Source organism: Mesorhizobium sp. M8A.F.Ca.ET.208.01.1.1, from assembly GCF_004791315.1.
Lineage (GTDB): Bacteria > Pseudomonadota > Alphaproteobacteria > Rhizobiales > Rhizobiaceae > Mesorhizobium.
Window position 1 is genome coordinate 241,599 of the sequence record NZ_SRUT01000003.1, and the last position, 24,123, is coordinate 265,721.

Below are 24,123 nucleotides of genomic sequence, written 5' to 3' on the forward strand. Positions count from 1 at the left end.
GTCCGGACCGCCGGGTCCTTCGAGGTCAGGCGCGGAAAAGATCAGGGCGTCGCCTTGACCTCATTCCACATGTCCGAACGCTTGAGCGGATCCTCGACATTGTTGAGCCAGACCAGCTTGTCGTTGCCGCCGGCGCTGCTCGACTCGACCACGGTGTTGCCGAAGCCGGTACGCTCGGAAAGCTCGCCGCCGATCTTCTTGCTCAGCATGAAGTCGATCCACTTCTCGGCCGCCGCATTGTCGCGGACACCCTTGGAGATCACCCAGTTGTCGAGCCAGGCAAGCGCGCCTTCGCTCGGGTTGACGTAGGCGACATGGGCGCCGATCTTCTGCAACGCCTTGACCTGCTGCTGGCCGTAATTGGCCCAGATCAGGGCGACGTCATTGTTCTGGTATATCTGCTGCGCCTCGTCGGCGGTGGTGTAGAAGCTCAGCACATTGCGCTTGAGTTCGACCAGCTTGGCCTTGACCGCCGCCATCTGCTCCGCATTGAGGTTGAACGGATCCTTGTAGCCGAGCGTCAGCGCGGTGAACGAGAAATTGTGCTCGCCATTGTCATAGGCGAGGATCTTGCCCTTGTAGGCCGGATCCCACAGCACCGACATCGAGGTCGGCGCCGGCTTGACCTTGTCGGTGTCGTAGATCAGCCCGATGGAATCGAAGCAGAACGGAATGCCGTAGACCTTGCCGTCCTTGGTGTCGCCGCTGACCTGCGACAGATCGCGGAAGCGCGGCAGCACGTCCTTCTGGTTCGGCAGTTTCGTGATGTCGATCGGCGATACCAGATCAGCCTTGATGTAGCGCTGCAACTGGGCGGTGTTGACGGCGAAGACATCGAAGTCCTGCCCTTCGCTGCCTTTGATCTTGGCCCAGATCTCGTCATCGCTGCCGATGAAGACGACGTCGACGCCGATGCCGGTGGCGGCGGTGAAGTCCTTCACCCAGTCCGGGTCGGCATAGCCGTCCCAGGCCAGCACGCGAAGGTTCGCGGCCAGCGCCGCCGATGTCATCAGGCCGATGCCGAGCCCGATCGTCGCTAATCTCAGAAATGCTTTCTTCAGTCCCATTTTTAATCTCCCATTGTCGTTCTGGTGGACCGTAATTTCCGGGGCTTTTGCCGTCACAGCTGGGTGACGGCGACCAGTCCCTCGTCCGGCACCGACACCATCCGGTTGCGCAGCGGCTTGCCGAATGCCTGTGCCTGGATTTCATACTCGTCGCCGGAAGCCGTCTTGATACCGGAGGCGTAGCTCATCACCGCCGCCCCGAAGAAATAGGCGTGCAGGTCGCCCGCCCTGCGGTGCATGGGGTAGCGGAAATGGAAATGTTCGAGATTGGCGATCGAGTGCGACATGTGCGCTTCGCCCGACAGGAATTCCTGTTCCCAGATGACCGCGCCGTCGCGCAGGATGCGGGAATGGCCGCGCACTTCTTCGGGCAGGTCGCCGATCAAAAGCTCCGGGCCGATCGAGCAGGAGCGGAGTTTGGAGTGGGCGAGATAGAGGTAGTTCTCGGCCTCCGTCACATGGTCGGAATATTCATTGCCGAGCGCATAGCCGATGCGATAGGGGCGGCCATCAGGCCCATTGAGGTAGAGCCCGACGATCTCGGCCTCCTCGGCACCGGCGCGTGCGAAAGCCGGCATGGGCAGATCGGCGCCGGGCGGCACGACACAGGTGCCGACACCCTTGAAGAACCATTCGGGCTGGATTCCGATCTTGCCGGCGTCGGGCTTGCCGCCTTCCAGGCCCATGCGGAAGATCTTCAGCGAATCCGATTCCTCGGCGTCCTCGCCATGGGTCAGCACATGCATCTTGTCGCGCGCGGCGGCACTTCCGGTGTGGGTCAGGCCGGTGCCGGTGACCAGGCAGCGTGCCGGCTCCGGGTGGTCGACGGGAGCGAGCACGCGGCCATCGCGCAGCAGTTCGTCATAGTCGACCGTGGCCGCACCCGTCCGCTTCTCGACCAGCGCCGTGATCGATGCACACTGGGCAATCGCCGCTTCGGCTAGTTCCAGCACGGTGCTGGTCTTGTCGAGCGGATGCAGGCGGTTGCCGTCATCGGAAACCCGGCCGACCCGCCTGCCGCCATCGGGCGTTGTGTACTGTACCAGACGCATGAAATACCCTTCTTCCTTTGAGGCTGTACCGGTCACACCCAGCCAGCATCGACGATGAACTGCTGGCTCGTGCACATGCGGCTGTCGTCGGCGGCGAGGAACAGCGCCATGCGCGCGATGTCGGAGGGCTGCAGCCGATCGGGCAGGCACTGCCTCTCGTCGATCTGGCGTTCGCCGGCCGGGTTCAGCCACAGGCTCATCTGGCGCTCGGTCATCACCCAGCCCGGCACCATGCAGTTGACGCGGATGCGCTCGGGGCCGAGTTCGCGGGCCAGCGCCCGCGTCATGCCGTACACCGCCGCCTTGGCGGTCACATAGGCGGGGCAATCGGGATCGCCGACCATCCAGGTGATGGAGCCGAAATTGATGATCGAGCCGCCGCCCTGCGCGCTCATCTGCGGGCGCACTGCCTGGGCCGCGAAGAACTGGTGGCGCAGATTGACCGCCATGCGGTCGTCCCAATACGCCACCGTCACGTCCTTGGTCTGGTGGCGGTCGTCATTGCCGGCATTGTTGCAAAGCACCTGGATCGGGCCGTTGTGCTGCATCGCCTCCGCGGTCGCCGCCTGCAACTGCTCGACATTGCGCAGGTCGCAGGGAATGAACAGCGGCGCGGCATGCCCCTCGGTCACGATCGCATCGACCAGGCGCCGCGAAGGCTCCTCGGCCAGATCGGCGAAGGCGACGCGGCTGCCTTGCGCACAGAAATGGCGCACCAGGCTTTCGCCGATGCCGCTTCCGCCACCGGTAATGAACACGCTGCGGCCCTTGAGGCTGGGGTAGGTCGCGTAGCTGCCGATCTGATCCGTCATCGCGCGCCTCTCTAGTGGGAATGCCGGGGGACGCCGGCATCGCGCCGGCCGACGAGAAAGTCGAAGTCGCAGCCCTTGTCGGCCTGCAGCACGCGCTCGACATAGAGGCTCTGGTAGCCGCCCAGCGGTGGCGTCGGGGGCTTCCAGTCACGGCGGCGGATGGCCAACTCTTCATCCGACACCAAAAGCTCGAGACGACGGCCGGCAACGTCGAGCTCGATGAGATCACCGTCACGCACCAGGGCAAGCGTGCCACCTGCCGCGGCTTCGGGCGCCACATGCAGCACCACCGTACCGTAGGCCGTGCCACTCATGCGCGCGTCCGAAATGCGCACCATGTCGGAGACGCCTTCTCTAAGCAGCTTGGCCGGCAGCGGCATGTTGCCGACTTCTGCCATTCCGGGATAGCCGCGCGGCCCGCAGTTCTTCAGCACCATCACCGAGGAGGCATCGATATCCAGTTCCGGATCGTCGATGCGGGCGTAGTAGTGCTCGATATTCTCGAAGACGACGGCCTTGCCACGATGCTGCATCAGCTCGGGCGTTGCCGCCGACGGCTTGATGACCGCTCCGTTGGGCGCCAGATTGCCGCGCAGGATCGAAATGCCGCCCTCCTTGGTCAGCGGCTCGCTCAGCGGGCGGATGACCTCACGGTTGTAGTTGGGCGCACCGTCGATCAGTTCACCGATGGTCTTGGCGCTGACGGTCATGGCGTCGCGATGAAGAAGCCCCACTTCATCAAGCGACGCCATGACCGCAGCTAGCCCCCCGGCATAGTAGAAATCTTCCATCAGGAACCGGCCCGACGGCATCAGGTCGACAATGGTCGGAACGTCGCGGCCAAGGCGGTCCCAGTCATCGAGGCTGAGATCGACACCAACCCGGTTGGCGATGGCGATCAGATGCAGCACCGCATTGGTCGAACCGCCGATCGCGCCGTTGACGCGAATGGCGTTCTCGAAGGCCTGCCTGGTGAGGATCTGCGAAATCGTCACGTCGCGGCGGACGAGATCGACGATCTGGCGTCCGGCCAGCTGGGCGAGCACGCCACGGCGCGAATCCACCGCGGGGATCGCGGCGTTGTCCGGCATGCCGATGCCGAGCGCTTCCACCATGCTTGCCATCGTCGAAGCGGTGCCCATCGTCATGCAGCTGCCCGCCGACCGGCTCTGGCCCTGCTCGGCGGCGAGGAAGTCGGCGACCGGCATGCGGCCGGCCTTGACCTCCTCGGCGAATTTCCAGACATGCGTGCCGGAGCCGATATCCTGTCCACGGAACTTGCCGTTGAGCATGGGTCCGCCTGACACGGCGATGGTCGGCAGGTTGCACGAGGCAGCCCCCATCAAGAGCGCCGGCGTGGTCTTGTCGCAGCCGACCAGCAGGATGACGCCATCGATCGGATTGCCACGGATGGATTCCTCGACATCCATGCTGGCGAGGTTGCGAAACAGCATGGCGGTCGGGCGCATGTTGCTTTCGCCCAGCGACATGACCGGGAATTCCAGCGGCAGGCCGCCGGCCTCGTAGACGCCACGTTTGACGTGGTCTGCCAGCGCCCGCAAATGCGCATTGCACGGGGTCAGTTCCGACCAGGTGTTGCAGATGCCGATCACCGGGCGGCCGTCGAAAGCGTCTGCGGGAATGCCCTGATTCTTCATCCAGCTGCGGTGCATGAAGGCATTCTTGCCCTCGCCGCCGAACCAGGCTTCGGACCGCAGTTTGCGTTTGGTTTCGCTCACGATTGCTGGCCTCGGTCGTTGCGGCGTTTGTTGCGGTTCTCGACGCTGCGGCGCACGTCGTCCTCCGCATTGTCGATGAGCACCAGCAGCGCCTTTTGCGCCCCGGCGGCGTCGCCGGCGGCAATCTTCTCGGCCACTTCCCGGTGCAGCGGCAAGGAATGGCGCTGGCCTTCCGGATTGTCGTTGGAAAGGCGAAAGCTCATTACCAATGCGGTCTCGACCAGCGCCGCCAGCGAGCCGATCAGCTCGTTGCCGGTCATGCGCAGGATGGTCTGGTGGAACACCAAATCGGGCTTGGCGAAGCGGTCGCCATCGTCGCTGACTGCTTCCATTTCGGCCAGTGCCGCATGGATCTCGGCGATCTGCGCCTCCGTTGCACGCTGCGCGGCGAGGGCTGCCGACATCGGCTCGATGGCGCGGCGCAATTCGAACAACGCCCGCACATCCTCGGCGCTGACACCGCCGGCATAGCGCCAGGACAGGACGTCGGGGTCGAGGAAATTCCAGTCGGCGCGAGGCCGCACCCGCGTGCCGGTCTTTGGCCGTGATTCGACCAGCCCCTTGCCGGCCAGCACCTTGATCGCCTCGCGCAGCACCGTGCGGCTGACCCCCAGCATCTCGCTGGAATCGTCGGCATTGGGCAGGGCCTCGCCGGGGAGGAAGTCGCCTTGCACGATCCGCAAGCCGATCTGCTCGACAACGGTGGCGTGCAGCGCGGTGGAGCCGCTGGAAACCGCCACGGCAACCCGTGACGTGCGTGCCGTGCTGAACGATTTTCTATTCTTCATACTATTCATATGATATGTCTTATCGCCATGGCGATTGGAGTCAAGGGATTGGGGAGTGCCAATGACAAAGAATTCCGCTGTGGCCGTCGCGCAGCGCACGGAGCTGGTCTCGATCAGTGACGGCATCGCGACGGTCGAGATTGCTCCGGCAGCCGGCGGAGCGCTGGCGTCGTATCGGTGGTGGCCGGATGGCGCTGCCGTGGATTGGCTGCGCCCGGCCGATCCAGCGGCGATCAGCCGCCGCGATGCTGGCGCCATGGCTTGCTTTCCGCTCGTTCCCTACTCCAACCGTATCAGGGGTGGCCGCTTCGAATTCGCGGGGCGTTCGATCCAATTGCCCAGCCAGCCTGACGATCCGCACCACGAGCATGGCCATGGCTGGCGTCGCCCATGGACGGTCGTCAGTCACCAAGCCAGCATGATCGTCCTGCGCTACCGGCACACCGCCGATACCTGGCCATGGAGCTATGAAGCCGAGCAGAAGATCTTTCTGGCTGACGGCAGGCTTTGCATGACCATTGCGGTGCACAACCTGTCGGACGCGCCGATGCCGGTTGGCTTCGGCCTCCATCCGTATTTCCCGTCGACACCGTGGACGCATGTCCAGGCCCGGGTATCAGGCATGTGGGAAACCGATGCGGAGGTCCTGCCCATCCGGCATGTCCCGCCGCCTGCTGGGGCCGATCCATCCATCGGCTTTGACGTATCGGAGGTCGACTTCGACACGGTCTTCACGGAATGGACGCGCCGCGCCCGAATCTCCTGGCCCGAACACCAACGGCAGCTGGACATCGAGGCGGAGGCGCCGCTCGATTTCCTCGTTCTCTACACGCCGCCGGGCGAGCCGTTCTTTTGCGCCGAGCCGGTCAGCAACATCACCGACGCTTTCAACCGGATGGATGACGAGAAGATCCATACCGGCTGCATCGTACTGGCGCCTGGCCAGAAGCAATCCGCCAGTATTCGCTTCACACCGTCGCTGGCTGTTTGACGGTCAGCCGTCCAAAGCAGTCCGGTCAGAACGGATAATGCTGGCCAGGGTCCTCGATCGTCACCCAGCGCAAATCGGTGAATTCGGCGATCGAGGCCTTGCCGCCGAAACGGCCATAGCCGGAGCCCTTGACGCCGCCGAACGGCATCTGCGCCTCATCGCCGACCGTCGGTCCGTTGATATGGCAGATGCCAGCTTCGATGCGGGCGGCGACGGCAAACGCACGTTTGATGTCGCGGCTGAAGACGGCTGACGACAGGCCATATTCGGTGTCGTTGGCGACCCGCACGGCCTCGTCCTCGCCCTTGACGCGGATCACCGGCTTGACCGGTCCGAAGGATTCTTCCGAATAGACGCGCATCGTCGGCGTCACGTGATCGAGCAGCGTTGCCTCGACCACGGTACCGCTGCGCTTGCCACCGGCGACAAGCTTGGCGCCCTTGGCCACGGCATCGGCGACAAGTTCCTCCATCTTGTCGGCCGCCTGGCTGCTGATCAGCGAGCCCAGCACGACATGGCCGCGCGGGTCTCCCGCCGGCAGTTGCGAGGCGCGGACCGCGAGTTTTGCCACGAATTCATCGGCGATCTTTTCATCGACGATCAGCCGCTCTGTCGACGTGCAGATCTGGCCCTGATGCATGAAGGCGCCGAAAGCGGCCGCATTGACCGCCGCGTCGATGTCGGCATCGTCCAGCACCAAAAGCGGCGCCTTGCCGCCGAGTTCGAGCAGCGCCGGCTTGAGGTGCCGGCCGGCGAGCTCGGCGATGATCCGGCCGACCTTGGTCGAGCCGGTAAAGTTGACGCGTTTCACCGCGGGATGCGCGACTAGCGCTTCAACGATACCGGCAGCGTCTTTAGGATCGTTGGTGACGACGTTGATGACGCCCTTGGGCAGGCCGGCCTCGACCAGCACCTGGCCGATCAGCCGGTGTGTGCCGGGGCACATTTCGGAGGCCTTCAGCACCACCGTGTTGCCGCAGGCGATCGGCATCGCCACGGCACGCGTGCCGAGAATGACCGGCGCGTTCCAGGGCGCGATGCCAAGGCACACCCCCGCCGGCTGGCGGATCGCCATGGCCAGCGTGCCCGGCTTGTCGGACGGAATGATCTCGCCCGAAATCTGCGTCGTCATCGCCGCTGCCTCGCGCAGCATGTTGGCTGCCAGCATGACGTTGAAGCCGGCCCAGGGGCCGGTGGCGCCGGTCTCTTCCATCATCAGCCTGGTGAATTCAGCGACCTTCGAGCCCATCACATCGGCGGCCTTGGAGAGCAGCGCGCGGCGCTCGCCGGGCCCGGTCTTCGACCAGGCGGGAAAGGCAGCGGCGGCTGCGTCGACGGCGGCGTTGGCGTCGGCCACGCTTGCCGCTGCCGCGCGCGTCGCCAATTTGCCGGTGAACGGGTCCATGCGCTCGTAGGAAGCCTTGCCTGTTGCCGCCTTTTCGTCGCCGTCGATCAGAAGTCCGATATCCATTGTTCTTTCCCTCGCTCTCGATGGAGCTTCACAGATTAGAAGCCGAGCACTTCGGCATTGATCGATGCTTCGAGGCCACCGTCAACCGGCACATTGGCGCCGTTGACCCAGCGCGCGCCATCCGAGCACAGGAACAGCACGACAGGCGCGATGTCACCCGATGTGCCGGCACGTCCGACCCGTGCGATATCGCTGTCGACGCGGGCATCGCCAAGCACGGAGCGAAACTGTTTCAGGATTGGCGTCTCGACCGGACCGGGGCTCACCGCATTGACGCGGATGCCACGCTTCCTGAACAGCTCCTGATGTGCCGCGCGCATCGTCCACAGGAGCAGCAGTTCCTTGGACACGGGGTAGCCTTCCTCGTTCTTCATCGCGTGGTCGGCGACCACTTTGGCGACATCGGGGAAACCTTCGATGCCGACCATCGAGGCGGCGCGGTTGAGATTGGCGCGCCAGCCATAACCGGCGATCGAGGCGACGTTGACGATGGCGCCGCCTTCGCGAAGGCTGGGCGCAAGCCCTTCCGAGAGCGCACGCAGACCGAAGAAGTTGACGGCCAGCGTCGAGGCCGCACCGGTGTTGCCGGAGAGGCCGGCGACGTTGCAGAGTGCATCGATGCGCTGCGGCAGGCGCGCGATGAGCTCATCGACGCCCGCCTTCGACGAGATGTCGGCCTTGACGAAACTGCCAACCGCTGCGGCCGGCTCGCGCACATCGGCGCCGATCACGTCGGCGCCGAGCTGGCCGGCAAGCTCCGCCGTGCGTGCGCCGATGCCGGAGGCAGCCCCGGTGATGAGGATGGTCTTGCCGAAAAGCATGCTCATGCCTTCTCCTGATATGTTGTGGCTTGCTGCGACGGGATCATGCCGCCATCGGCGACGTTCGCCGGCAGCTTGACGCGGTAGCCGACCGGCAGCAGGCGCAGCCCAAAGCGCTCCTCGATCGTTCCCCACAGGCCGCGCGGCAGGAAAAGCGAAAACAGCACGGCGGTGGCGCCGAGGCCGATCAGGTACCAGACGCCGGCGCCGCCGAACCAGGTCTCGATGAGGAAGAAGACCAGCGCGCCGAGAATGGCGCCCTCGAACGTGCCGATGCCACCGACCAGAACCATGAAGATCATGTAGGCTGTCCACTGCACGTTGAAGTAGGTTTTCGGCTGGAAGGTGATGGAGGTCGCCAGCCACAATGCGCCGGCAATGCCGATGCCGAAGGCGGCAAGCACGAACAGCAGCCGCTTGGTGCCGGTGACGCGCACGCCGACCGAAGCGGCCGCATCCTCATTGTCGCGAATGGCGCGGATGGCGGCGCCCGTGCTGCCGCGCAGCAGGCCGAAGAGGGCAGCGAGCAGGGCCGTCATCGAGGCCAGCGCAAGCCAGTAGATGGTCACCCGCCTTATCGAGGCATCGTAGACGTTGAGCGAGATCAGCGAGGTGCCGGTTTCGCCCTGCACCAGCCGGTCGAGATTGACCAGCAGATGGGTGAGCGCCGCGATCACCCACATGCCGATGGCGAACTCACCGTTCTTGAGCCGCAGCATGAAGAGCGACAGCGGCCAGGAAACCGCGCCGACGATAATTCCCGATGCAAAGAGCGCCAGGAAAGGATTGAGACCGGCATCGGCAAGACGGATGGCGAAATATGCGCCAAGCCCGAAGAACACCTGCTGGCCGACCGAGACCAGGCCGCCGAAACCGGCCAGCGCGTTCCACATCGCCGCCAGGATCACATAGATGAACAGCGCCGTCATGCGGTCGACCGCGCCGGCCGAGAGGAATTGCGGCGCGATGGCGAGCAGCGCGATGACGATGGCCACGGCGATAGCCGCGATGCGCGAGGTCGCGGTACCACGCTCGATCATGGGCGAAGTCGGAACGACGCTCATGGTGCGCTCCGGGAAGGCAGGTGCAACAGCCAGCGCAGGCCAAAGCCGGATGCCGAAAGCCGCACGAACAGCACGACAAGGAACACGGCATGACCGCCGATCAGAAATCCCTGCGGATGCACTTGCGCGCCGAGCGTCTGGGCCAGCGCCAGCACGATGCCGCCGATCAGCGTTCCCCACAGCGACCCGGCGCCGCCGATCACCGCCGCCTCGAAGGCGAACAGCAATTGCGGCGCGCCGGCATAGGGATCGAAGGTCGCGCGCATGCCGAGGAACGCGCCGGCAAGGCCGACGGTGACCATGGCGATGGCGGCAGCAACGGCGTTGGCACGCCGTGCATCGACGCCGACCAGGCCGGCGGTGTCGGGGTCTTCCGAGGTGGCGCGGATCGAGCGGCCAAGCCGGGTGCGGGTCAGGAATAGCTGCAGCCCGCCAAGCAGGACCACGGCGGTGGTGAACATGATCACCGCGAGCTTGCCGACATAGATGCTGCCCGGCCATTCCCAGGAATCATAGGACAGGCTGCCGATGAAGGGCGCCAGCGAACGGGTGTCGGCGCCGAACTGTTGGAACAGCATGTTGTCGATGACGATGGCGAGGCCGAACGTGGTCAGGATCGGCAGCAGGGCGCCGCCGCGCGCGCTGCGCTCGAGCAGGAAGCGCTGCAGCGCCCAGCCGATCGCGGCCATCACTGGCAAGACGATGAGCAGGCCGAGAAACGGCGGGATGTGGAACCGCGAGGCCAAAAACCACAGCGCATAGGCGGCGAACACGGCAAGGCTGCCATGGGCGAGGTTGATGATGCGCATCACCGAAAACATGAAGGACAGGCCGCAGGCGATCAGCGCGTAATAGCCGCCGAGCAGGATGCCCTGGATGATCTGGTTGCTCATGCGGGAACGCTCCCGGTGCCCTTCCGGTGCAGGCCGAAATAGGCTTTCGTCACATTCTCACGCGACACGCTCTTGCTCTCGCCTTCGAGCGCGATGCGTCCCTCCAGCATGCAGATGACCTTGTCCGAAACCGACAGCGCCCGGTTGAGGTCCTGTTCGACGAGGATGATTGTCGTGCCCGAAGCGATCAGCCCCTGAAGTGCCGCATAGACACGGTCGACGATCAGCGGCGAAAGACCAAGCGAGACCTCGTCCAGCAGCAGCACATCCGGATTGCTCATCAGCGCCCGGCCGATCGCCGTCGCCTGCTGTTCGCCGCCCGACAGATGCCCCGTCTTGGCGTGGCGGCGCAGTTTCAGATTGGGAAACATTTCGAGCACCTTGTCGACGCTCCAGTCGCCTGGCCGCCCGGTGGTCTTGCCGAGCAGCAGGTTCTCCTCGACCGTCATCCGCACGAACAGCTTTCGCCCTTCCGGCACCAGCGCTATGCCCATGCCGACGCGCCTGTGCGACGGCACGCTGGTGAGATCCGCGCCGTCCAGAAGCACACGGCCGGCCGCCGGCTCATGCGCGCCGGCGATGGCCCTGAGCAGCGTCGTCTTGCCGGCGCCGTTGGCGCCGACCAGCGCCAGCGTCTCGCCGCGCTCGACGCCGAAGCTGACGCCGCGCACCGCCTGCAGCAGGCCGTGCCGGACAACCAGGTTCTCGACCGACAGCAGGCTCATTTCGGGCCTCCGCCGAGATAGGCGCGCACGACCTCCGGGTCGGCCATCACCGTTTGCGGGTCGCCATCGGCGATGATCTTGCCCGCATCCATGCAGATCAGCCGCTCGGCCACCTGCAGCAGGATGTGCACGATGTGCTCGATCCAGACGATGCCGATCTTGCGCCGGCGTAGCTCCTTGATCGTGTCGACAAGCTCGCCGGCTTCGCCATCGGTCAGGCCGCCGCCGATCTCGTCCAGCAGCAGCAGCGTTGGCCGGGCCGCCAATGCGCGTGCCAATTCCAGACGTTTCCGGTCGAGCAGGCCGAGCGTCTCGGCGCGCCGGTTGGCGACCCCAAGCATGCCGCACAGCTTCAGCGAGCCGAGCGCCTCCTCATAGGCCTCGTCGCGGCCGAGCCCCGCGCCATGCGACGCGGCAACAAAAACATTCTCGAAGGTGGTCATGCCGCCGAATGGTTTCGGCACCTGATGCGTGCGCACCAGGCCCAGGCGGCAACGCGCCGTCGCCGGCAGCGCCGTTACATCGCCGCCCTTGAAGGAGACCGAGCCGGCGCTCGGAGGAAAGGCGCCTGACAGCACGCTGAGCAGCGTGGTCTTGCCGGCACCGTTCGGGCCGACAATGCCGACCGCCTCGTCGGCGGCCATAGCGAAGTCGACGGCCTCCAGCACCACGAGCGCGCCGAAGCGCTTGTGGATGCCGGCGGCGGCGAGAACAGCCTGTTGTTGCGGATGGGTCACCAGGCGGTCCTCGTCAGCGGTCCATCAGCGGTTGTAAGGCAGAAGCTTGGCTTCGACCGGAACGTTCGGATCGGTGGCGTTCTCGGTCACGACGTAGTCGAGCGGGAACTTGCTGCCTTCCTTGGCGGCAATCCATTGCGTGCCGATGATCGGGCCGGGCGACACGTTGGCCACCGGGCCGCCGGTGAAGTCGACCTTGCCGATCATGGTTTCGGTCTTGAGCGTGCTCAGCGCCTTGGCGACCGCCGCCTTGTCCTTGGCATTGGAGCTCGCTTTCAGCGCCTCGAAGCCGGCGTCGAGCAGCGACATCGAGGCGCCGAGCTGCTGCGTCCATTGCTTGCCGCTCGCCGCCTCGTAGCCGTCGGCAAGCTCGGTCCCCGAGACGCCGGTCAGCGGCGACTTGTATGGAAAGGCCTTGTGCCAGTAGGCGGCGCTCGAAATCTTCATGCCGAGGTCGCCAAGTGCCTCGATGTCGGATGGGAACAGGCCGGTCTTGGCGACCTGGCAGATCTTGATCTGCTTGATCAGGCCTTGCTGGGCCGCCTGACGCCAGAAGGCGGCGAAGTCAGGCGGGATCGGGAACGAGTTGAAGATCTCGACGCCTTCCTGCTTGAACAGGGCGATCTGCGAGGAATAATCGGTGGTGCCGGTCTCATAGGCGCCCGGGTCGACGATGGTGAAACCCTGCTTGGCCAGCAACGGCGCGAGATGGGCGCGGATAGCGTTGCCGTCGGCGTCGTTCGGATACATGACGCCGACCTTCTTGTTGGTCTCGATCAGGTTCCACTGCGAGACGTAGGCCCTGAAGAATTCGTCGACCCCGAAGCCGAAATGATAGGTCCATTTGAACGGCGAGGGCTCGCCGGGCTTGGCGCCGCGGCCGAAATACCAGGCTTCCCACGGCATGACCGTCGATAGGCATGGCACGCCGGCGGCTTCGCAGGCATCGGCCACTGGGTTGATCACTTCGGGCGTCGATACCGCGAGCATGAGGTCGATGGCCTGGTTGTTGATCAGGTCCTTGGCGAGCTGGCCCGCGCGGGAGGGGTCCGATTGCGTGTCCTGGTCGAGGATTTCCACACTGTATTTCTTTCCGCCGAGCTCGATGCCGCCGGCCAGCGCCTTGCGGGCGAGATCGAGCACATAGCCGTCGGTCTCGCCGAAGCCGCCGAGCGGTCCGGTGCGCGGGCTGACGAAGCCGACCTTGAGCGTGTCGGCAGTCTGGGCGAAGGCCTTGCCGCCGCCGAGCGCGAGTGCCGCGCCGCCAGCCATCGAGGTGACGAGAAACTGGCGCCGCGACACGCCACGAATACTGGATCTGCTACTGCTAGCGTAGGTCATGCATTCCTCCCTCTGTGGTCCTCCATCGGTACAGTGCACCAGTGATTTGGTTCGGTAAAATGATATTTTGCGGTGTTTCATTAACCCTGGGGTTAGCGGATTCCTGAGGGAAGATGGAGCCCGTCTGACCAGTCGATGCCTTAGCTGCCCGATCTGGCCGCCTCGCGAATGGTTTGCAGCAGAATGGTGAAGGCCGGCGAGGGGGCGGTGTCGGTGCGCATCGTCAGGCCGACCGGCCCCTTGGTCTCGTCGGTGTCGACCGGCAGGGAGACGAAGGCGCCGTTGGCGATCTCGTTGGCGACCACGCCGGCCGAAATGATCCACACCGCATTGCTCTGCCGCATGAAGGCGCGGCCGAACGAATCCGAGACCGTCTCGATCTCGGTGGCCGGCGCGGTCATGCCGTTGGTTATGAACAGGCGATCGACAAAGGGCCGGATGACGGATTCCCGGGTCGGCATCAGCACTGGAAATTCGTCGAGGCTGGCGAAGATGTCGGCCCCCGGCTCCAGCAGCGGATGTCCGGCCCGCACTACGAACAGCACCTGTTCCGAGTAGAGATGTTCGAAGAAGAAGCCGGTCATGTTCTCGGGCGCCGCCAGCCGTCCGACGACGAGGTCGAGCGCGCCGATGCGCAACTGTTCAAGCAGAACAGCGTTTTCGCCGGTGACGATCTTGAGTGCGGCGCCGGTATTTTCCCGCAGGAACAGGCTCATGGCTCGCGGCATGACCTTCGCCGACACAGTCGGCAGCGCGCCGATGCGGATCGGATGGCGATTGACGGCGCCGTCCTGGCGGACGGAATCGACACCGCGCTTGAGCGCCGTAATCGCCGAACCGGCGTGGCCGAGGAAAATCTCGCCAAGCCGCGTGACGCGGATGCCGCGCCCGTCACGCTCGACGACGGCGACACCCAGCGCTTCTTCCAGTTCACGCAGCGTCTTGGTCACCGCCGGCGCGCTGACATGCAGAAAATCGGCGGCGCGGGCCACGCTGCCTTGTCGCGCGACTTCCAGGAATGCCTGCAGGTGACGGAACCGGATGCGGCTCTCGGACATGAATTTGATAACCCCTGAGTTAATGAAACGGCGCAAAATATCATTTTACCGAACCAAACGCCTTGTGCAATGTGGAGATGGAGGATTGAAATCGTGCCATTCGTCACCCTTGGCGGCATCACACTGCATCACCGATATGTCGAGGCGAACGGCAGGACGCCACCGGTGGTGTTCATCAATTCGCTGGGCACCGACTTTCGCATCTGGGACGAAACTGTCTCGGCGCTTGAGGGGGAAATGCCCTTGCTGGTCTACGACAAGCGCGGCCACGGACTGTCCGACATCGGTGACATCAGGTCGATCGACGATCATGTCGACGATCTCTCGGCGCTCATCGATCATTTCGGGTTGGAGAAGGTCGTGCTGTGCGGCCTGTCGGTCGGTGGCATGATCGCGCAAGGGCTATATGCCAGGCGGCCCGAAATCGTCGAGGCCATGATCCTGTGTGACACGGCCCACAAGATCGGTACGACGGACAGCTGGAACACACGCATTGCGACGGTCGAAAGCAAGGGCATCCAGGCCGTTGCGGATGGCGTGCTCAAAGTGTGGTTCACTCCGACCTTCCATACCGCGCGGATGGCCGAGCTTGACGGCTACTGGAACATGATGACCCGGCAATCGCCCGCCGGCTATATCGGGACCTGCGCGGCGGTTCGCGACGCGGATTTCACCGATGCCGCACGCCGCATCGCCGTGCCGACGCTCTGTATCGCCGGCGACCAGGATGGCTCGACACCACCCGATCTTGTCCGCTCGCTGGCCGCCCTGATCCCCGGTTCGCGTTTCGAGATCATCCGCGACGCCGGGCACATTCCCTGCGTCGAACAACCCAAGGCGCTCACCGCCCTGATCCGCGATTTCATCGCATCGCTTGCCCCTGGAGCACAAACCCATGGATGAAGTCCCCGGCAACGCAGCCAGGTATCGTACCGGCCTTGCGGTGCGGCGCGCCGTGCTCGGCGATCCGCATGTCGATCGGGCCGAGGTCGCTGCCACCGATTTCGACCAGCCTTTCCAGGAACTGATCACCGAGGCTGCCTGGGGAACGGTGTGGGCCAGACCAGGCTTCAGCAAGCGCGAACGCTCGATCGTCACGCTGGCGCTGCTGGCGGCACTCGGCCATGATGAAGAGGTCGCCTTGCATGTGCGTGCCACCGCAAACACAGGTGCGACGCGCGAGGATATTTGCGAGGCCTTCCTGCATGTCGCGATCTATGCCGGCGTGCCGGCGGCCAACCGCGCCTTCAGGATTGCCAAGGAGGTGTTTGCGGAAATGGACGCAGACAAGGCTGCCCATGGCTGAGCCCGGCTCCAACCGGACGCCGGAAACCGGCGCCTTCTTCCAGCGCGACCGCCAATGGCACCCGCCGGCGTTCACGCCGAGTTACAAGAGTTCTGTGCTGCGTTCTCCACAGAAGGCATTGCTGTCATTCGACAACACGCTGTCGGAACTGACCGGCCCGGTGTTTGGCCATGCCATGATCCGTGAACGCGACAACGACCTGATCCACAATTTCGCCAGGCCGGGCGAGAGCGCCATCGGCGAGCGCATCATCGTCCATGGGCGGGTGCTCGACGAGCGCGGCGTTGGCGTTCCTGGTGCGCTGCTCGAATTCTGGCAGGCCAATGCCGGCGGCCGCTATCGCCACAAGAAGGACGGCTATCTGGCGCCGCTCGATCCGAATTTCGGCGGATGCGGCCGCACCCTCACCGGCGAGGACGGCGCCTATGCCTTTCGCACTGTCAGGCCCGGTCCTTATCCCTGGCCGAACGGCCCGAACGATTGGCGGCCGGCGCACATCCATTTCTCGGTTTTCGGCCACGGCTTCGCGCAGCGGCTGATCACGCAGATGTATTTCGAGGGCGATCCGCTGATCTGGCGCTGTCCGATCGTCGGCGGCATTCGCGACAAGGCGGCCGTCGAAGCGCTGATTGCCGCGCTCGACATGCAATCGACAATCCCGATGGACGCGCTTGCCTACAAATTCGACATTGTGCTGCGCGGGCGGCGATCGACGCTGTTCGAAAACAGACCGGAGGGCAATTGATGGCGCAGTCGCTCGACCGGCCGAAAGAGAGCCCTTCGCAGACCGCGGGACCCTATGTCCATATCGGGCTGACGCCGAATTTCTGCGGCATCGGCGGCGTCTATGAGGACGATCTTGGCTCGGCCATGGTCAATGAGCGGACCAAGGGCGAGCGCATCGAGCTGCGCATTCGCGTGCTCGACGGCACCGGCACGCCGTTGAAGGACGCGCTGATCGAGATCTGGCAGGCGGATGCCGACGGGCTCTACAATTCGCCGGCCGAGATGCGCGGTGCCGCCGATCCGAATTTCCACGGCTGGGGCCGCTGCCCGACCGACATGGAAACCGGGCTCTGCGCGTTCGAGACCGTCAAGCCCGGCCGCGTGCCGTTCCGCGACGGTCGCCTGATGGCGCCGCACATCACGCTCTGGATCGTCGCGCGCGGCATCAACCTCGGTCTGCATACACGGCTCTATTTTTCCGACGAGGAAGAAGCCAATGGCGGGGATCCGATCCTGGCGCGTATCGAGCACCGCGTTCGCGTGTCGACGCTGATCGCCGAGCGCCAGGGCGACGCCTATATCTTCGATATCCATCTCCAGGGGGAGAAGGAAACCGTCTTCTTCGACAGTTGATGGACGGAGCAGGACATGACCGTATCGCCCTTCGACCATCCGCTGCTTTCGGGCCTGCTCGGCGACGAGGAGGCGGCGCGGCATTTTTCGGTGGAAGCCGACATTGCCGCGATGCTGGATTTCGAACGTGCCTTGGCCGAGGCCGAGGCCGACCGCGGCATCATCCCCAGGGAGGCCGCGGCGGCGATCGTCAAGGCGATTGCCTCGTTCCGGCCGGATACCGGCAAGCTGCGCGCTGGGGTCATCAAGGATGGCGTCGTGGTCCCGGAGCTGGTGCGCCAGATCAAACTGGCCGTCGGCGAACCGCATGGCGGTTCGGTCCATTTCGGCGCGACCAGCCAGGACGTCGTCGACACCAGCCTTGTGCTCCGGCTGAAATCCGTCGTCGAGCATCTCGGCCTGCTGCTGACCGAGACAATCATACGGCTCGCCTCCCTGGAGGAGCGCTTCGGGGAAAGGGCGCTGACCGGGGTGACCCGCATGCAGCCGGCGATCCCGATCACCGTGGCGGATCGCGTGACGGCGTGGCGGGCGCCGCTGCAGCGGCACCAGGAGAGGCTGTCGCAACAGTCGGGGCGCCTGCTCGTCCTGCAGTTCGGTGGCGCCGCCGGCACGCTGGAAAAGCTTGGCGACAAGGGGCCGGCGGTGCGCGCCGCGCTTGCCGCCAGGCTCGGCCTCGGCGATGCCTCGCAATGGCAGAGCCAGCGTGACGCGCTCGCTGACTTGGCCGGCCTGATGTCGCTGATAACGGGAAGTTTCGGCAAGTTCGGCCAGGACATCGCGCTGCTGGCGCAAGGCGGCACCGACATCGAGCTATCGGGCGGTGGCGGCTCGTCGGCGATGCCGCACAAGCAGAACCCGGTGAAGGCCGAAGCGCTGGTGACGCTTGCCCGTTTCAACGCCACGCAGCTTTCCGGCATGCATCAGGCGCTGGTGCATGAGCAGGAGCGTTCGGGTTCCGCCTGGACTCTGGAATGGTTGCTGCTGCCGCAGATGGTCGTCGCGACGGCCGCATCCCTGCGCCTTGCCGCCGAACTGGCGGCGCAGATCGAAAGCCTCGGCCGCTGATGCGCACCCAGGTTCTGATCGTTGGTTCGGGACCGTCCGGCCTGCTGCTCGGCCAGTTGCTCGCCACCATCGGCGTCGAGACCGTCATCCTCGAGCGGTCGAGCCGCGAGCACGTGCTTGGCCGCGTGCGGGCGGGCGTGCTCGAACAGGGCACGGTCGACCTGCTTGGGGAGGCGGGCGCCGCGGACCGCCTGCATGCCGAAGGCCTTCCGCACTCCGGCATCTCGCTTGCTTTCGACGGACGGCTGCACCGCATCGATCTCACTGCACTCACCGGTGGCAAGCATGTCACCGTCTATGGCCAGACCGAGGTGACACATAATTTGATGGACAAGCGCGAAGCGGCGGGACTGGTCACCGTCTATGAAGCAGCCGATGTCGCGCTGCACGATTTCGACGGTGCCGCGCCTTTCGTCACCTATGAGAGGGATGGCGTCGGCCATCGCATCGACTGCGACTTTATCGCCGGCTGTGACGGCTATCACGGTGTCTCCCGCAAATCGGCACCAGCGCGGGCGCTGAAAACCTTCGAGCGGCAATATCCGTTCGGCTGGCTGGGCGTGCTGGCGGAAGTGCCGCCGGCCGATCATGAACTGGTCTATGCCAATCATGAGCGAGGCTTCGCGCTGTGCTCGATGCGGTCGACGCACCGCAGCCGCTACTATGTGCAGTGCCCTCAGGACGACAGGGTCGAGGCATGGTCCGACGACCGCTTCTGGGACGAGCTGCGCCGCCGCTTGCCGGAGCGGACGGCAGCAGGCGTCACCACCGGACCGTCCTTCGAAAAGTCGATCGCGCCGCTGCGCTCCTTCGTCGCCGAACCCATGCGCTTCGGCCGGCTGTTCCTGGTCGGCGATGCAGCCCATATCGTGCCGCCGACCGGCGCCAAGGGTCTCAACCTCGCCGCCAGCGACGTGCGCTATCTCTTTGCCGGCTTGCGCGACTTCTACCGCGAGAAATCCATGGCCGGCATCGACGCCTATTCGCAAAAGGCATTGGCGCGGGTGTGGAAGGCGGTGCGCTTTTCCTGGTGGATGACGACGATGCTGCATCGCTTTCCCGATACCGGCGACTTCGGCCAGCGCATCCAGGAGGCCGAACTCGACTATCTCGTGCACTCGCGCGCAGCGTCGACCGCGCTTGCCGAGAACTACGTCGGCCTTCCTTACTGAGGACGGCTACCCCTTGATCGCCGAGCCGACGATGGAATCGACGAAGAAGCGCTGCAGGAAGACGAACAGGATGAGAGGCGGCAGCACGGCCAGCGTCGCGCCGGCCATCACCAGTCCGGTGTTGACCGCGCCCCTGTTGTAGCTCAACAGCCGGCTGAGGCTGATGACGATCGGATAGGCGTCGGCGTTGCCCTGCAGCACCGTCAGCGGCCACAGATAGCTGTTCCAGTGATAGACGAAGGCGAACAGCGCAAGTGCTGCGATCGCGGGCGCCACGCTCGGCGCCACGATCTTGAACAGGATCAAAAGTTCCGAGGCACCGTCCATGCGCGCGGCGTCGATGAGGTCGTCGGGCACCCCGGCGATGAACTGGCGCATCAGGAAAATGCCGAAGGCATTGGCGAGGTTGGGCACGATGATGCCGGCAAGGCTGGCATTGAGGCCGATCGAGCCGACAAGACGATAGAGCGGGATCAGCGTCACGATCGGCGGCAGGAACATGGTGGCGATCAGCACCGAAAACAAAAGCGAGCGGCCGGGGAAGTGGTATTTGGCGAAGGCGTAGCCGGCCATCATGCTGGTGACCAGCACGCCGCCCGTGGTGATCGAGGCGATCACCAGCGAGTTCCACATCGACCGGCCGACATTGACCACACCCGAAACCTTTTCATAGGCCTCGAGGCTCGGCGCATGCGGTATCCAGACCGGTGGCACCTGCATGCTCTCGGCCGGCGTTTTCAGGCTCGACAGCACCATCCACACCAGCGGGAAGGCGGATGCGACGGCGGCCAGCAGCATCAGCGTCGCCAGCAGCGCCTTGCGGCCGGAGGGGCGTCCGCGCGGAAGCCAGCTCGACGATCCCGCGCTCATTCCTGGTTCTTCCGGTTGGCGAGTGCGAAGAGCGCACAGACAACGACGATCAGCGACAGCATCAGCATGACAGCCATGGCCGAGCCCAGTCCGCCCTGCGCGCGTTCGATGCCGACACGGCGGATGTGATAGGTCAAGACATTGGTCGAGCCGACCGGCCCGCCCTGTGTGATCAGCGCCACCGGCTCGAACACTTGCACCGCGTTGATGATGGCGATGACGGCGCTGAACAAAAGCGTGCGCCGCATCAGCGGCAAGGTGATGAAGCGGAACTGCTCGAATCGGTTGGCGCCGTCGAGCTTCGCCGCCTCGTAGAGGCTGCCCGGAATCTGCGTTAGCCCTGCGATTGCCAGCACGGTGAAATAGCCGACCTGCTGCCAGACGTTGAGGAAGACGATCGAGATCAGCGCCGAGCGCGGCGACGACAAGAAGGGCTGCGGTCCGACGCCGATCAGGCCGAGCATCTGGTTGAGCGGCCCCTCGCTCGGCGAATAGAGTTTCGACCAGACCAGCGCCACCGCGATTATCGGCACCATATAGGTGGAGAACAGCACCGTCCTCAGCGCCGTGCCGCCGGCGACATCGTGCTGGTAAACCATCAGGCCGAAAGCCACCGACAGCGGCAGGATCAGGACGACGGACAGTGCGGTATAAATGGCGGTGTTGGTCAGCGCGCCCGTGAAGTCGCGCCCGACCGAGGTCGGCCCGAAGATCTCGCGGAAATTGTCAAGGCCGATGAAGCTGGCGCTGGAAAACGGTGTCTGCGTCGACCAGTCCTGGAAGGACAGCCAGACGGTGAGCAGCATCGGCAGCAGGATGAAGATGCCGATCAGCGTCACGGCGGGCATAAGCATGATGCCCGCCGAGGCACAGTACCTCTGGATCATTACGGTCTGATCATTATTTGGCGGCGCGCTCCAGGATCGAGGTGGCGTCGGCCTGCGCCGTCGCCTGCGCATCCTTGGCCGAGACCTGGCCATACTGCAACGCCTCGATCGTCTGCTGCAGGGATTCCGAGAATTCCTGTCCGCCGGGCACCACCGGGAAGGGCTTTGCGTCGGCGAGCACGCTGACATAGCCGGACAGGAATTCCGAGCCGAGCTTGTCCTTGTGCGCCTCGATGTCGGAGGTGCGCGACGGCAGGATGCCCATCGACATCAGGATGTCGGACATGGCCGACGCGCCGTTCTTGCCGGACTTCGGATTGTTGAGCCAGGCCAGGAAATCCCATGCCGCCTTCTGCTCGGCCTGGCCCGCATTGGCGTTGACCACGGTCATCCAGGAATAGGAGATCGCATGCGGCTTGTCGCCGCTCGGGCCGACGGGGATGGGGGCCGTGGCGATGTCGGTGAACTTGTCGCCCATGCCGGTCTTCAGCGCACTCTCCCACCAGTTGGCCATGATGATCATGCCGGTCTTGCCGGAGACGAAATTGTCGAGGAACGGGCCGGTCGTGTTGGCGTCGGCGGTCGCCATGGCCGGCACGCTGGCGCCGGACTTGATGAGGTCTTCATAAAGCTGGAACGTCTCGCCGGCCTGCTTGCTGTCCAGCACCGGCTTGCCCTCCCTAACCAACTCGCCGCCATTGGAAACCAGCAGTGACGCGAAGGGATGGACGACGCCCGCGGCCCATGAATTGATCATGCCAAAACCCTGTTGGCCGGCGTCCTTGTTGGTCAGTTTCCGCGCCGCGTCCTTGAACTCGTCCCACGTCTTTGGCGGAGCGGCGATGCCGGCCTGCTTGAACAGCGCCTTGTTGTAGTTGAGCGCGTAGACGTCGATCTCGTTAGGTATGCCGTAGAGCTTGTCGCCGACCGAAGCGGCGCTGACGACGCCCGCCGGCCAGGCGACCTTGACCTCGCTCGCCACCGCATCGGGGGCAGGAGCGACGAGCTTGTCGCGGGCGAGTTCCGGCAGCCAGAGATCGTAGATGCCACCGATTGTCGGACCGTCCGCACCGCCGCCTTGGGAGCGAAGCGTGGTCAGGAGATCGCCGAAAGGAACGGCGCGCACGGTGACGCTGATGTCGGGATTGGTCTTGGCGTAATCCTTGGCCGCCGCTTCCAGCAGCGCCACCGTCTCGGGCGACCAGTGCGTCAGGTAGGAGATGTTGACCGATTGCGCCCAGCCGTTGGCGGGCAGGATGGCAAGACCCGCGGCCAGTGCCAGTTTCGACGTCCAGGCAAACGACATCCCTCATCCTCCACTTGAGCATAGCGATCACGATGACGTTATGACAACATGAAGCGATCGCGCAAGGCCCGTTTGCGAAAAAGCTGCATGCAGAAACTGGCGCCATCTTTCCATGGCCACCACAGTGAGATATTTAGCTGTTGAAAAACAATAAGTTAATATAATTTATTGAATCAGATCATTCGACGATGCCGTTCTGAGGGAAAATGACACCTCTTGCGAACAACGCTATGTCGTTATAATGACTTAGGCCGAGCGAATGACTCTCGCGCGGCATCGAAGTGTCGCGGGACGCCAAGGACAGAGAAAACGGGAGAACTGGCAATGAGCATGCTTTCAATTCACCGGCGCGCCGCGCTAGGGCTGATCGGCGGCCTTGCCGCCGCCTGCGCGGGCATCTTCACGACTCTGCCGGCCAGGGCCGACAGCACGGTGACATTGTGGAGCTGGCGCACCGAGGACGAGGCGGCGATGCGCCGCATCTTCGACGCCTTCGAGGCCAAGAACCCCGGCATCAAGGTCAACATCCAGTTCACCCCGGATGCCGACTACCAGAACCGGCTGAGCACGGCGCTGCGCGGCGGCCGCGGGCCTGATATCGCCCAGCTTAAGGCCTATGGCGAGTTGCAGCCCTTCGTCGATGCCGGCTATCTCGACGTGCTCGACGACAGCGTGCCGGAATTGAAGAACATGCCGGACGCAGCCCTTGGCGGCGCGCGCGGCCGCACCGACGGCAAGGTCTACGGCGTGCCTTATTCGGTGCCGATGATGGGGGTGTTCTACAACCAGGATATCTTTGCCGCGCAAGGCATCGAGATCCCCAAGACCTACAAGGATTTCGTCGCCGCCTGCGAGAAGCTGAAGGCGGCCGGCATCACCCCGATCGCCACCGGCGGCGCCAATGGCTCCGCCTGGGAACTGGAGATCGGCGTCGGCGTCATCGGCCCGACCGTCTACGGTCCTGATTTCTACGACGAGATGATGACCGGCAAGGCGACCTTCGAGGACCCCCGCTATGTCGCGGCACTGAAGCGCTTCGCCGAGCTGAAGCCCTATTTCCCCGACGGCTTCGCCGGCATCGACTACACCACGGCCACGCAGCAGTTCATCGGCGGCAAGGCGGCGATGTTCCTCGGCGGGTCCTTTGAGAACGGCAGTTTCAAGGCGCAGAACCCGAAGCTGAAGTTCTCCATCTTCCCATTCCCAGCCGACGAAGCCGGGGCAAAGCTCTATACCTCGGCCTTCTCGGACGGCTCCTATGGTCTTGTCTCCGAGAGTCAGAACAAGGAGGACGCCACCAAGGTGCTGGGCTTCATGGCCTCGGCCGAATTCGCCCAGCTGTTCGCCGACGAGCTCGGCTGGCCGCCGGCCCGCGCTGATGTGACGGTGAAGGACCCTGTACTGGCGCAGATGATGGAAATGTCGAAGAACTCGACACCCTATCTGACGCTGGTCGGCTTTCGCTGGCAGTCGCCGACGGCCTCCTCGGTCTTGCAGTCGGAGATCATCGACATGGTCGAAGGCAACATCGCACCCGAGAAGCTGGCCGCCGATATTCAGGCCGCCGTCGCCACCTGGTTCAAGCCGAAGCAGTGA

General features: G+C 64.5%; 24 protein-coding genes. 8 read left to right on the top strand and 16 right to left on the bottom strand.

Annotation, left to right across the window (positions count from 1 at the left end; translation table 11 throughout):
• Positions 1 to 41 precede the first annotated feature (41 nt).
• Genes EN851_RS17905 through EN851_RS17925 form a run of 5 tightly spaced genes read right to left on the bottom strand, consistent with a single transcriptional unit; the run spans position 42 to position 5,458 of the window.
• On the bottom strand, positions 42 to 1,067 hold the full coding sequence (locus tag EN851_RS17905; RefSeq protein ID WP_127279053.1) for an ABC transporter substrate-binding protein: 1,026 nt from the start codon (positions 1,065 to 1,067) through the stop codon (positions 42 to 44).
• Positions 1,068 to 1,120: 53 nt separating this feature from the next.
• Positions 1,121 to 2,119, bottom strand: a complete 999-nt coding sequence (gene araD1, locus EN851_RS17910) for an AraD1 family protein (protein ID WP_135929716.1) — start codon at positions 2,117 to 2,119, stop codon at positions 1,121 to 1,123.
• Between the two features lie 32 nt (positions 2,120 to 2,151).
• The gene (locus tag EN851_RS17915) at positions 2,152 to 2,931 is read right to left on the bottom strand and encodes an SDR family oxidoreductase (RefSeq protein ID WP_135865110.1); all 780 of its coding nucleotides are present in this window, start codon (positions 2,929 to 2,931) and stop codon (positions 2,152 to 2,154) included.
• A gap of 11 nt (positions 2,932 to 2,942) precedes the next feature.
• Positions 2,943 to 4,670, bottom strand: coding sequence for an IlvD/Edd family dehydratase (locus EN851_RS17920; RefSeq protein WP_135929717.1), 1,728 nt, complete (start codon positions 4,668 to 4,670; stop codon positions 2,943 to 2,945).
• Positions 4,667 to 5,458 carry a FadR/GntR family transcriptional regulator gene (locus EN851_RS17925; RefSeq protein WP_167531350.1) on the bottom strand — a complete coding sequence of 264 codons (792 nt, stop codon included), beginning with the start codon at positions 5,456 to 5,458 and terminating at the stop codon, positions 4,667 to 4,669. Before EN851_RS17925 ends, EN851_RS17920 begins: the two co-directional genes overlap by 4 nt.
• A gap of 61 nt (positions 5,459 to 5,519) precedes the next feature.
• Between EN851_RS17925 and EN851_RS17930 the strand changes: the two genes are divergently transcribed.
• Positions 5,520 to 6,449 (top strand): aldose 1-epimerase, encoded by a 930-nt coding sequence (locus tag EN851_RS17930; protein ID WP_135929718.1) that lies wholly within the window; start codon positions 5,520 to 5,522, stop codon positions 6,447 to 6,449.
• 25 nt (positions 6,450 to 6,474) lie between these two features.
• Here the strand turns inward: EN851_RS17930 and EN851_RS17935 are convergent, their stop codons facing one another.
• From EN851_RS17935 to pcaQ, 8 genes are all read right to left on the bottom strand, one after another.
• Complete coding sequence (locus EN851_RS17935; RefSeq protein WP_135929719.1) at positions 6,475 to 7,920, bottom strand: aldehyde dehydrogenase; 1,446 nt, start codon at positions 7,918 to 7,920, stop codon at positions 6,475 to 6,477.
• Positions 7,921 to 7,955: 35 nt separating this feature from the next.
• Positions 7,956 to 8,741 carry a coniferyl-alcohol dehydrogenase gene (locus EN851_RS17940; RefSeq protein WP_135929881.1) on the bottom strand — a complete coding sequence of 262 codons (786 nt, stop codon included), beginning with the start codon at positions 8,739 to 8,741 and terminating at the stop codon, positions 7,956 to 7,958.
• Positions 8,742 to 8,743: 2 nt separating this feature from the next.
• Positions 8,744 to 9,805 carry a branched-chain amino acid ABC transporter permease gene (locus EN851_RS17945; protein ID WP_127279933.1) on the bottom strand — a complete coding sequence of 354 codons (1,062 nt, stop codon included), beginning with the start codon at positions 9,803 to 9,805 and terminating at the stop codon, positions 8,744 to 8,746.
• Positions 9,802 to 10,698, bottom strand: coding sequence for a branched-chain amino acid ABC transporter permease (locus EN851_RS17950; protein ID WP_135929720.1), 897 nt, complete (start codon positions 10,696 to 10,698; stop codon positions 9,802 to 9,804). Before EN851_RS17950 ends, EN851_RS17945 begins: the two co-directional genes overlap by 4 nt.
• Complete coding sequence (locus EN851_RS17955) at positions 10,695 to 11,423, bottom strand: ABC transporter ATP-binding protein (protein WP_135929721.1); 729 nt, start codon at positions 11,421 to 11,423, stop codon at positions 10,695 to 10,697. Before EN851_RS17955 ends, EN851_RS17950 begins: the two co-directional genes overlap by 4 nt.
• Entirely contained in the window at positions 11,420 to 12,163 is a 744-nt protein-coding gene (locus tag EN851_RS17960; protein ID WP_135929722.1) for an ABC transporter ATP-binding protein, read from the bottom strand. The genes EN851_RS17955 and EN851_RS17960 overlap by 4 nt, the downstream gene beginning before the upstream one ends.
• Before the next feature lie 21 nt (positions 12,164 to 12,184).
• On the bottom strand, positions 12,185 to 13,501 hold the full coding sequence (locus tag EN851_RS17965; RefSeq protein ID WP_135929723.1) for an ABC transporter substrate-binding protein: 1,317 nt from the start codon (positions 13,499 to 13,501) through the stop codon (positions 12,185 to 12,187).
• Positions 13,502 to 13,641: 140 nt separating this feature from the next.
• Positions 13,642 to 14,559 carry a pca operon transcription factor PcaQ gene (gene pcaQ / locus EN851_RS17970; RefSeq protein ID WP_135929724.1) on the bottom strand — a complete coding sequence of 306 codons (918 nt, stop codon included), beginning with the start codon at positions 14,557 to 14,559 and terminating at the stop codon, positions 13,642 to 13,644.
• A gap of 93 nt (positions 14,560 to 14,652) precedes the next feature.
• On the opposite strand from pcaQ, the gene pcaD reads away from it, so the two are divergent.
• The 6 genes from pcaD to pobA are packed head-to-tail and all read left to right on the top strand — an operon-like array spanning position 14,653 to position 19,464.
• On the top strand, positions 14,653 to 15,462 hold the full coding sequence (gene pcaD, locus EN851_RS17975) for a 3-oxoadipate enol-lactonase (protein WP_135929725.1): 810 nt from the start codon (positions 14,653 to 14,655) through the stop codon (positions 15,460 to 15,462).
• Complete coding sequence (gene pcaC / locus EN851_RS17980) at positions 15,455 to 15,865, top strand: 4-carboxymuconolactone decarboxylase (RefSeq protein WP_127870566.1); 411 nt, start codon at positions 15,455 to 15,457, stop codon at positions 15,863 to 15,865. The genes pcaD and pcaC overlap by 8 nt, the downstream gene beginning before the upstream one ends.
• Positions 15,858 to 16,610, top strand: a complete 753-nt coding sequence (gene pcaH / locus EN851_RS17985) for a protocatechuate 3,4-dioxygenase subunit beta (RefSeq protein WP_135929726.1) — start codon at positions 15,858 to 15,860, stop codon at positions 16,608 to 16,610. The genes pcaC and pcaH overlap by 8 nt, the downstream gene beginning before the upstream one ends.
• On the top strand, positions 16,610 to 17,224 hold the full coding sequence (gene pcaG / locus EN851_RS17990) for a protocatechuate 3,4-dioxygenase subunit alpha (protein WP_135929727.1): 615 nt from the start codon (positions 16,610 to 16,612) through the stop codon (positions 17,222 to 17,224). The genes pcaH and pcaG overlap by 1 nt, the downstream gene beginning before the upstream one ends.
• A gap of 15 nt (positions 17,225 to 17,239) precedes the next feature.
• Positions 17,240 to 18,292: a 3-carboxy-cis,cis-muconate cycloisomerase gene (locus EN851_RS17995; protein WP_135929728.1), complete on the top strand. Its 1,053-nt coding sequence runs from the start codon at positions 17,240 to 17,242 to the stop codon at positions 18,290 to 18,292.
• Positions 18,292 to 19,464: a 4-hydroxybenzoate 3-monooxygenase gene (gene pobA / locus EN851_RS18000; protein ID WP_135929729.1), complete on the top strand. Its 1,173-nt coding sequence runs from the start codon at positions 18,292 to 18,294 to the stop codon at positions 19,462 to 19,464. The genes EN851_RS17995 and pobA overlap by 1 nt, the downstream gene beginning before the upstream one ends.
• A gap of 6 nt (positions 19,465 to 19,470) precedes the next feature.
• Here the strand turns inward: pobA and EN851_RS18005 are convergent, their stop codons facing one another.
• The 3 genes from EN851_RS18005 to EN851_RS18015 are packed head-to-tail and all read right to left on the bottom strand — an operon-like array spanning position 19,471 to position 22,527.
• Entirely contained in the window at positions 19,471 to 20,334 is an 864-nt protein-coding gene (locus EN851_RS18005; RefSeq protein WP_135916165.1) for a carbohydrate ABC transporter permease, read from the bottom strand.
• On the bottom strand, positions 20,331 to 21,221 hold the full coding sequence (locus tag EN851_RS18010; protein WP_135929730.1) for a sugar ABC transporter permease: 891 nt from the start codon (positions 21,219 to 21,221) through the stop codon (positions 20,331 to 20,333). The genes EN851_RS18005 and EN851_RS18010 overlap by 4 nt, the downstream gene beginning before the upstream one ends.
• A 13-nt stretch (positions 21,222 to 21,234) precedes the next feature.
• Entirely contained in the window at positions 21,235 to 22,527 is a 1,293-nt protein-coding gene (locus tag EN851_RS18015) for an extracellular solute-binding protein (protein WP_135929731.1), read from the bottom strand.
• A 324-nt stretch (positions 22,528 to 22,851) separates the two neighbouring features.
• Here EN851_RS18015 and EN851_RS18020 point away from each other — a divergent pair, with 324 nt between their 5' ends.
• Positions 22,852 to 24,123: an extracellular solute-binding protein gene (locus tag EN851_RS18020; RefSeq protein WP_127870574.1), complete on the top strand. Its 1,272-nt coding sequence runs from the start codon at positions 22,852 to 22,854 to the stop codon at positions 24,121 to 24,123.

Bases quoted from the DNA above. Each gene is read 5' to 3' on its own strand.
- EN851_RS18015 (WP_135929731.1), bottom strand. From the start codon at position 22,527: ATGTCGTTTGCCTGGACGTCGAAACTGGCACTGGCCGCGGGTCTTGCC.
- EN851_RS18005 (WP_135916165.1), bottom strand. From the start codon at position 20,334: ATGAGCGCGGGATCGTCGAGCTGGCTTCCGCGCGGACGCCCCTCCGGC.
- pcaQ (WP_135929724.1), bottom strand. From the start codon at position 14,559: ATGTCCGAGAGCCGCATCCGGTTCCGTCACCTGCAGGCATTCCTGGAA.
- EN851_RS17995 (WP_135929728.1), top strand. From the start codon at position 17,240: ATGACCGTATCGCCCTTCGACCATCCGCTGCTTTCGGGCCTGCTCGGC.
- EN851_RS17930 (WP_135929718.1), top strand. From the start codon at position 5,520: ATGACAAAGAATTCCGCTGTGGCCGTCGCGCAGCGCACGGAGCTGGTC.
- EN851_RS18020 (WP_127870574.1), top strand. From the start codon at position 22,852: ATGAGCATGCTTTCAATTCACCGGCGCGCCGCGCTAGGGCTGATCGGC.
- pobA (WP_135929729.1), top strand. From the start codon at position 18,292: ATGCGCACCCAGGTTCTGATCGTTGGTTCGGGACCGTCCGGCCTGCTG.
- EN851_RS17940 (WP_135929881.1), bottom strand. From the start codon at position 8,741: ATGCTTTTCGGCAAGACCATCCTCATCACCGGGGCTGCCTCCGGCATC.
- EN851_RS17905 (WP_127279053.1), bottom strand. From the start codon at position 1,067: ATGGGACTGAAGAAAGCATTTCTGAGATTAGCGACGATCGGGCTCGGC.
- pcaG (WP_135929727.1), top strand. From the start codon at position 16,610: ATGGCGCAGTCGCTCGACCGGCCGAAAGAGAGCCCTTCGCAGACCGCG.
- EN851_RS17945 (WP_127279933.1), bottom strand. From the start codon at position 9,805: ATGAGCGTCGTTCCGACTTCGCCCATGATCGAGCGTGGTACCGCGACC.
- pcaC (WP_127870566.1), top strand. From the start codon at position 15,455: ATGGATGAAGTCCCCGGCAACGCAGCCAGGTATCGTACCGGCCTTGCG.
- EN851_RS17925 (WP_167531350.1), bottom strand. From the start codon at position 5,458: ATGAAGAATAGAAAATCGTTCAGCACGGCACGCACGTCACGGGTTGCC.
- EN851_RS17965 (WP_135929723.1), bottom strand. From the start codon at position 13,501: ATGACCTACGCTAGCAGTAGCAGATCCAGTATTCGTGGCGTGTCGCGG.
- araD1 (WP_135929716.1), bottom strand. From the start codon at position 2,119: ATGCGTCTGGTACAGTACACAACGCCCGATGGCGGCAGGCGGGTCGGC.
- EN851_RS17950 (WP_135929720.1), bottom strand. From the start codon at position 10,698: ATGAGCAACCAGATCATCCAGGGCATCCTGCTCGGCGGCTATTACGCG.
- pcaH (WP_135929726.1), top strand. From the start codon at position 15,858: ATGGCTGAGCCCGGCTCCAACCGGACGCCGGAAACCGGCGCCTTCTTC.
- EN851_RS18010 (WP_135929730.1), bottom strand. From the start codon at position 21,221: ATGATCCAGAGGTACTGTGCCTCGGCGGGCATCATGCTTATGCCCGCC.
- EN851_RS17915 (WP_135865110.1), bottom strand. From the start codon at position 2,931: ATGACGGATCAGATCGGCAGCTACGCGACCTACCCCAGCCTCAAGGGC.
- EN851_RS17935 (WP_135929719.1), bottom strand. From the start codon at position 7,920: ATGGATATCGGACTTCTGATCGACGGCGACGAAAAGGCGGCAACAGGC.
- EN851_RS17955 (WP_135929721.1), bottom strand. From the start codon at position 11,423: ATGAGCCTGCTGTCGGTCGAGAACCTGGTTGTCCGGCACGGCCTGCTG.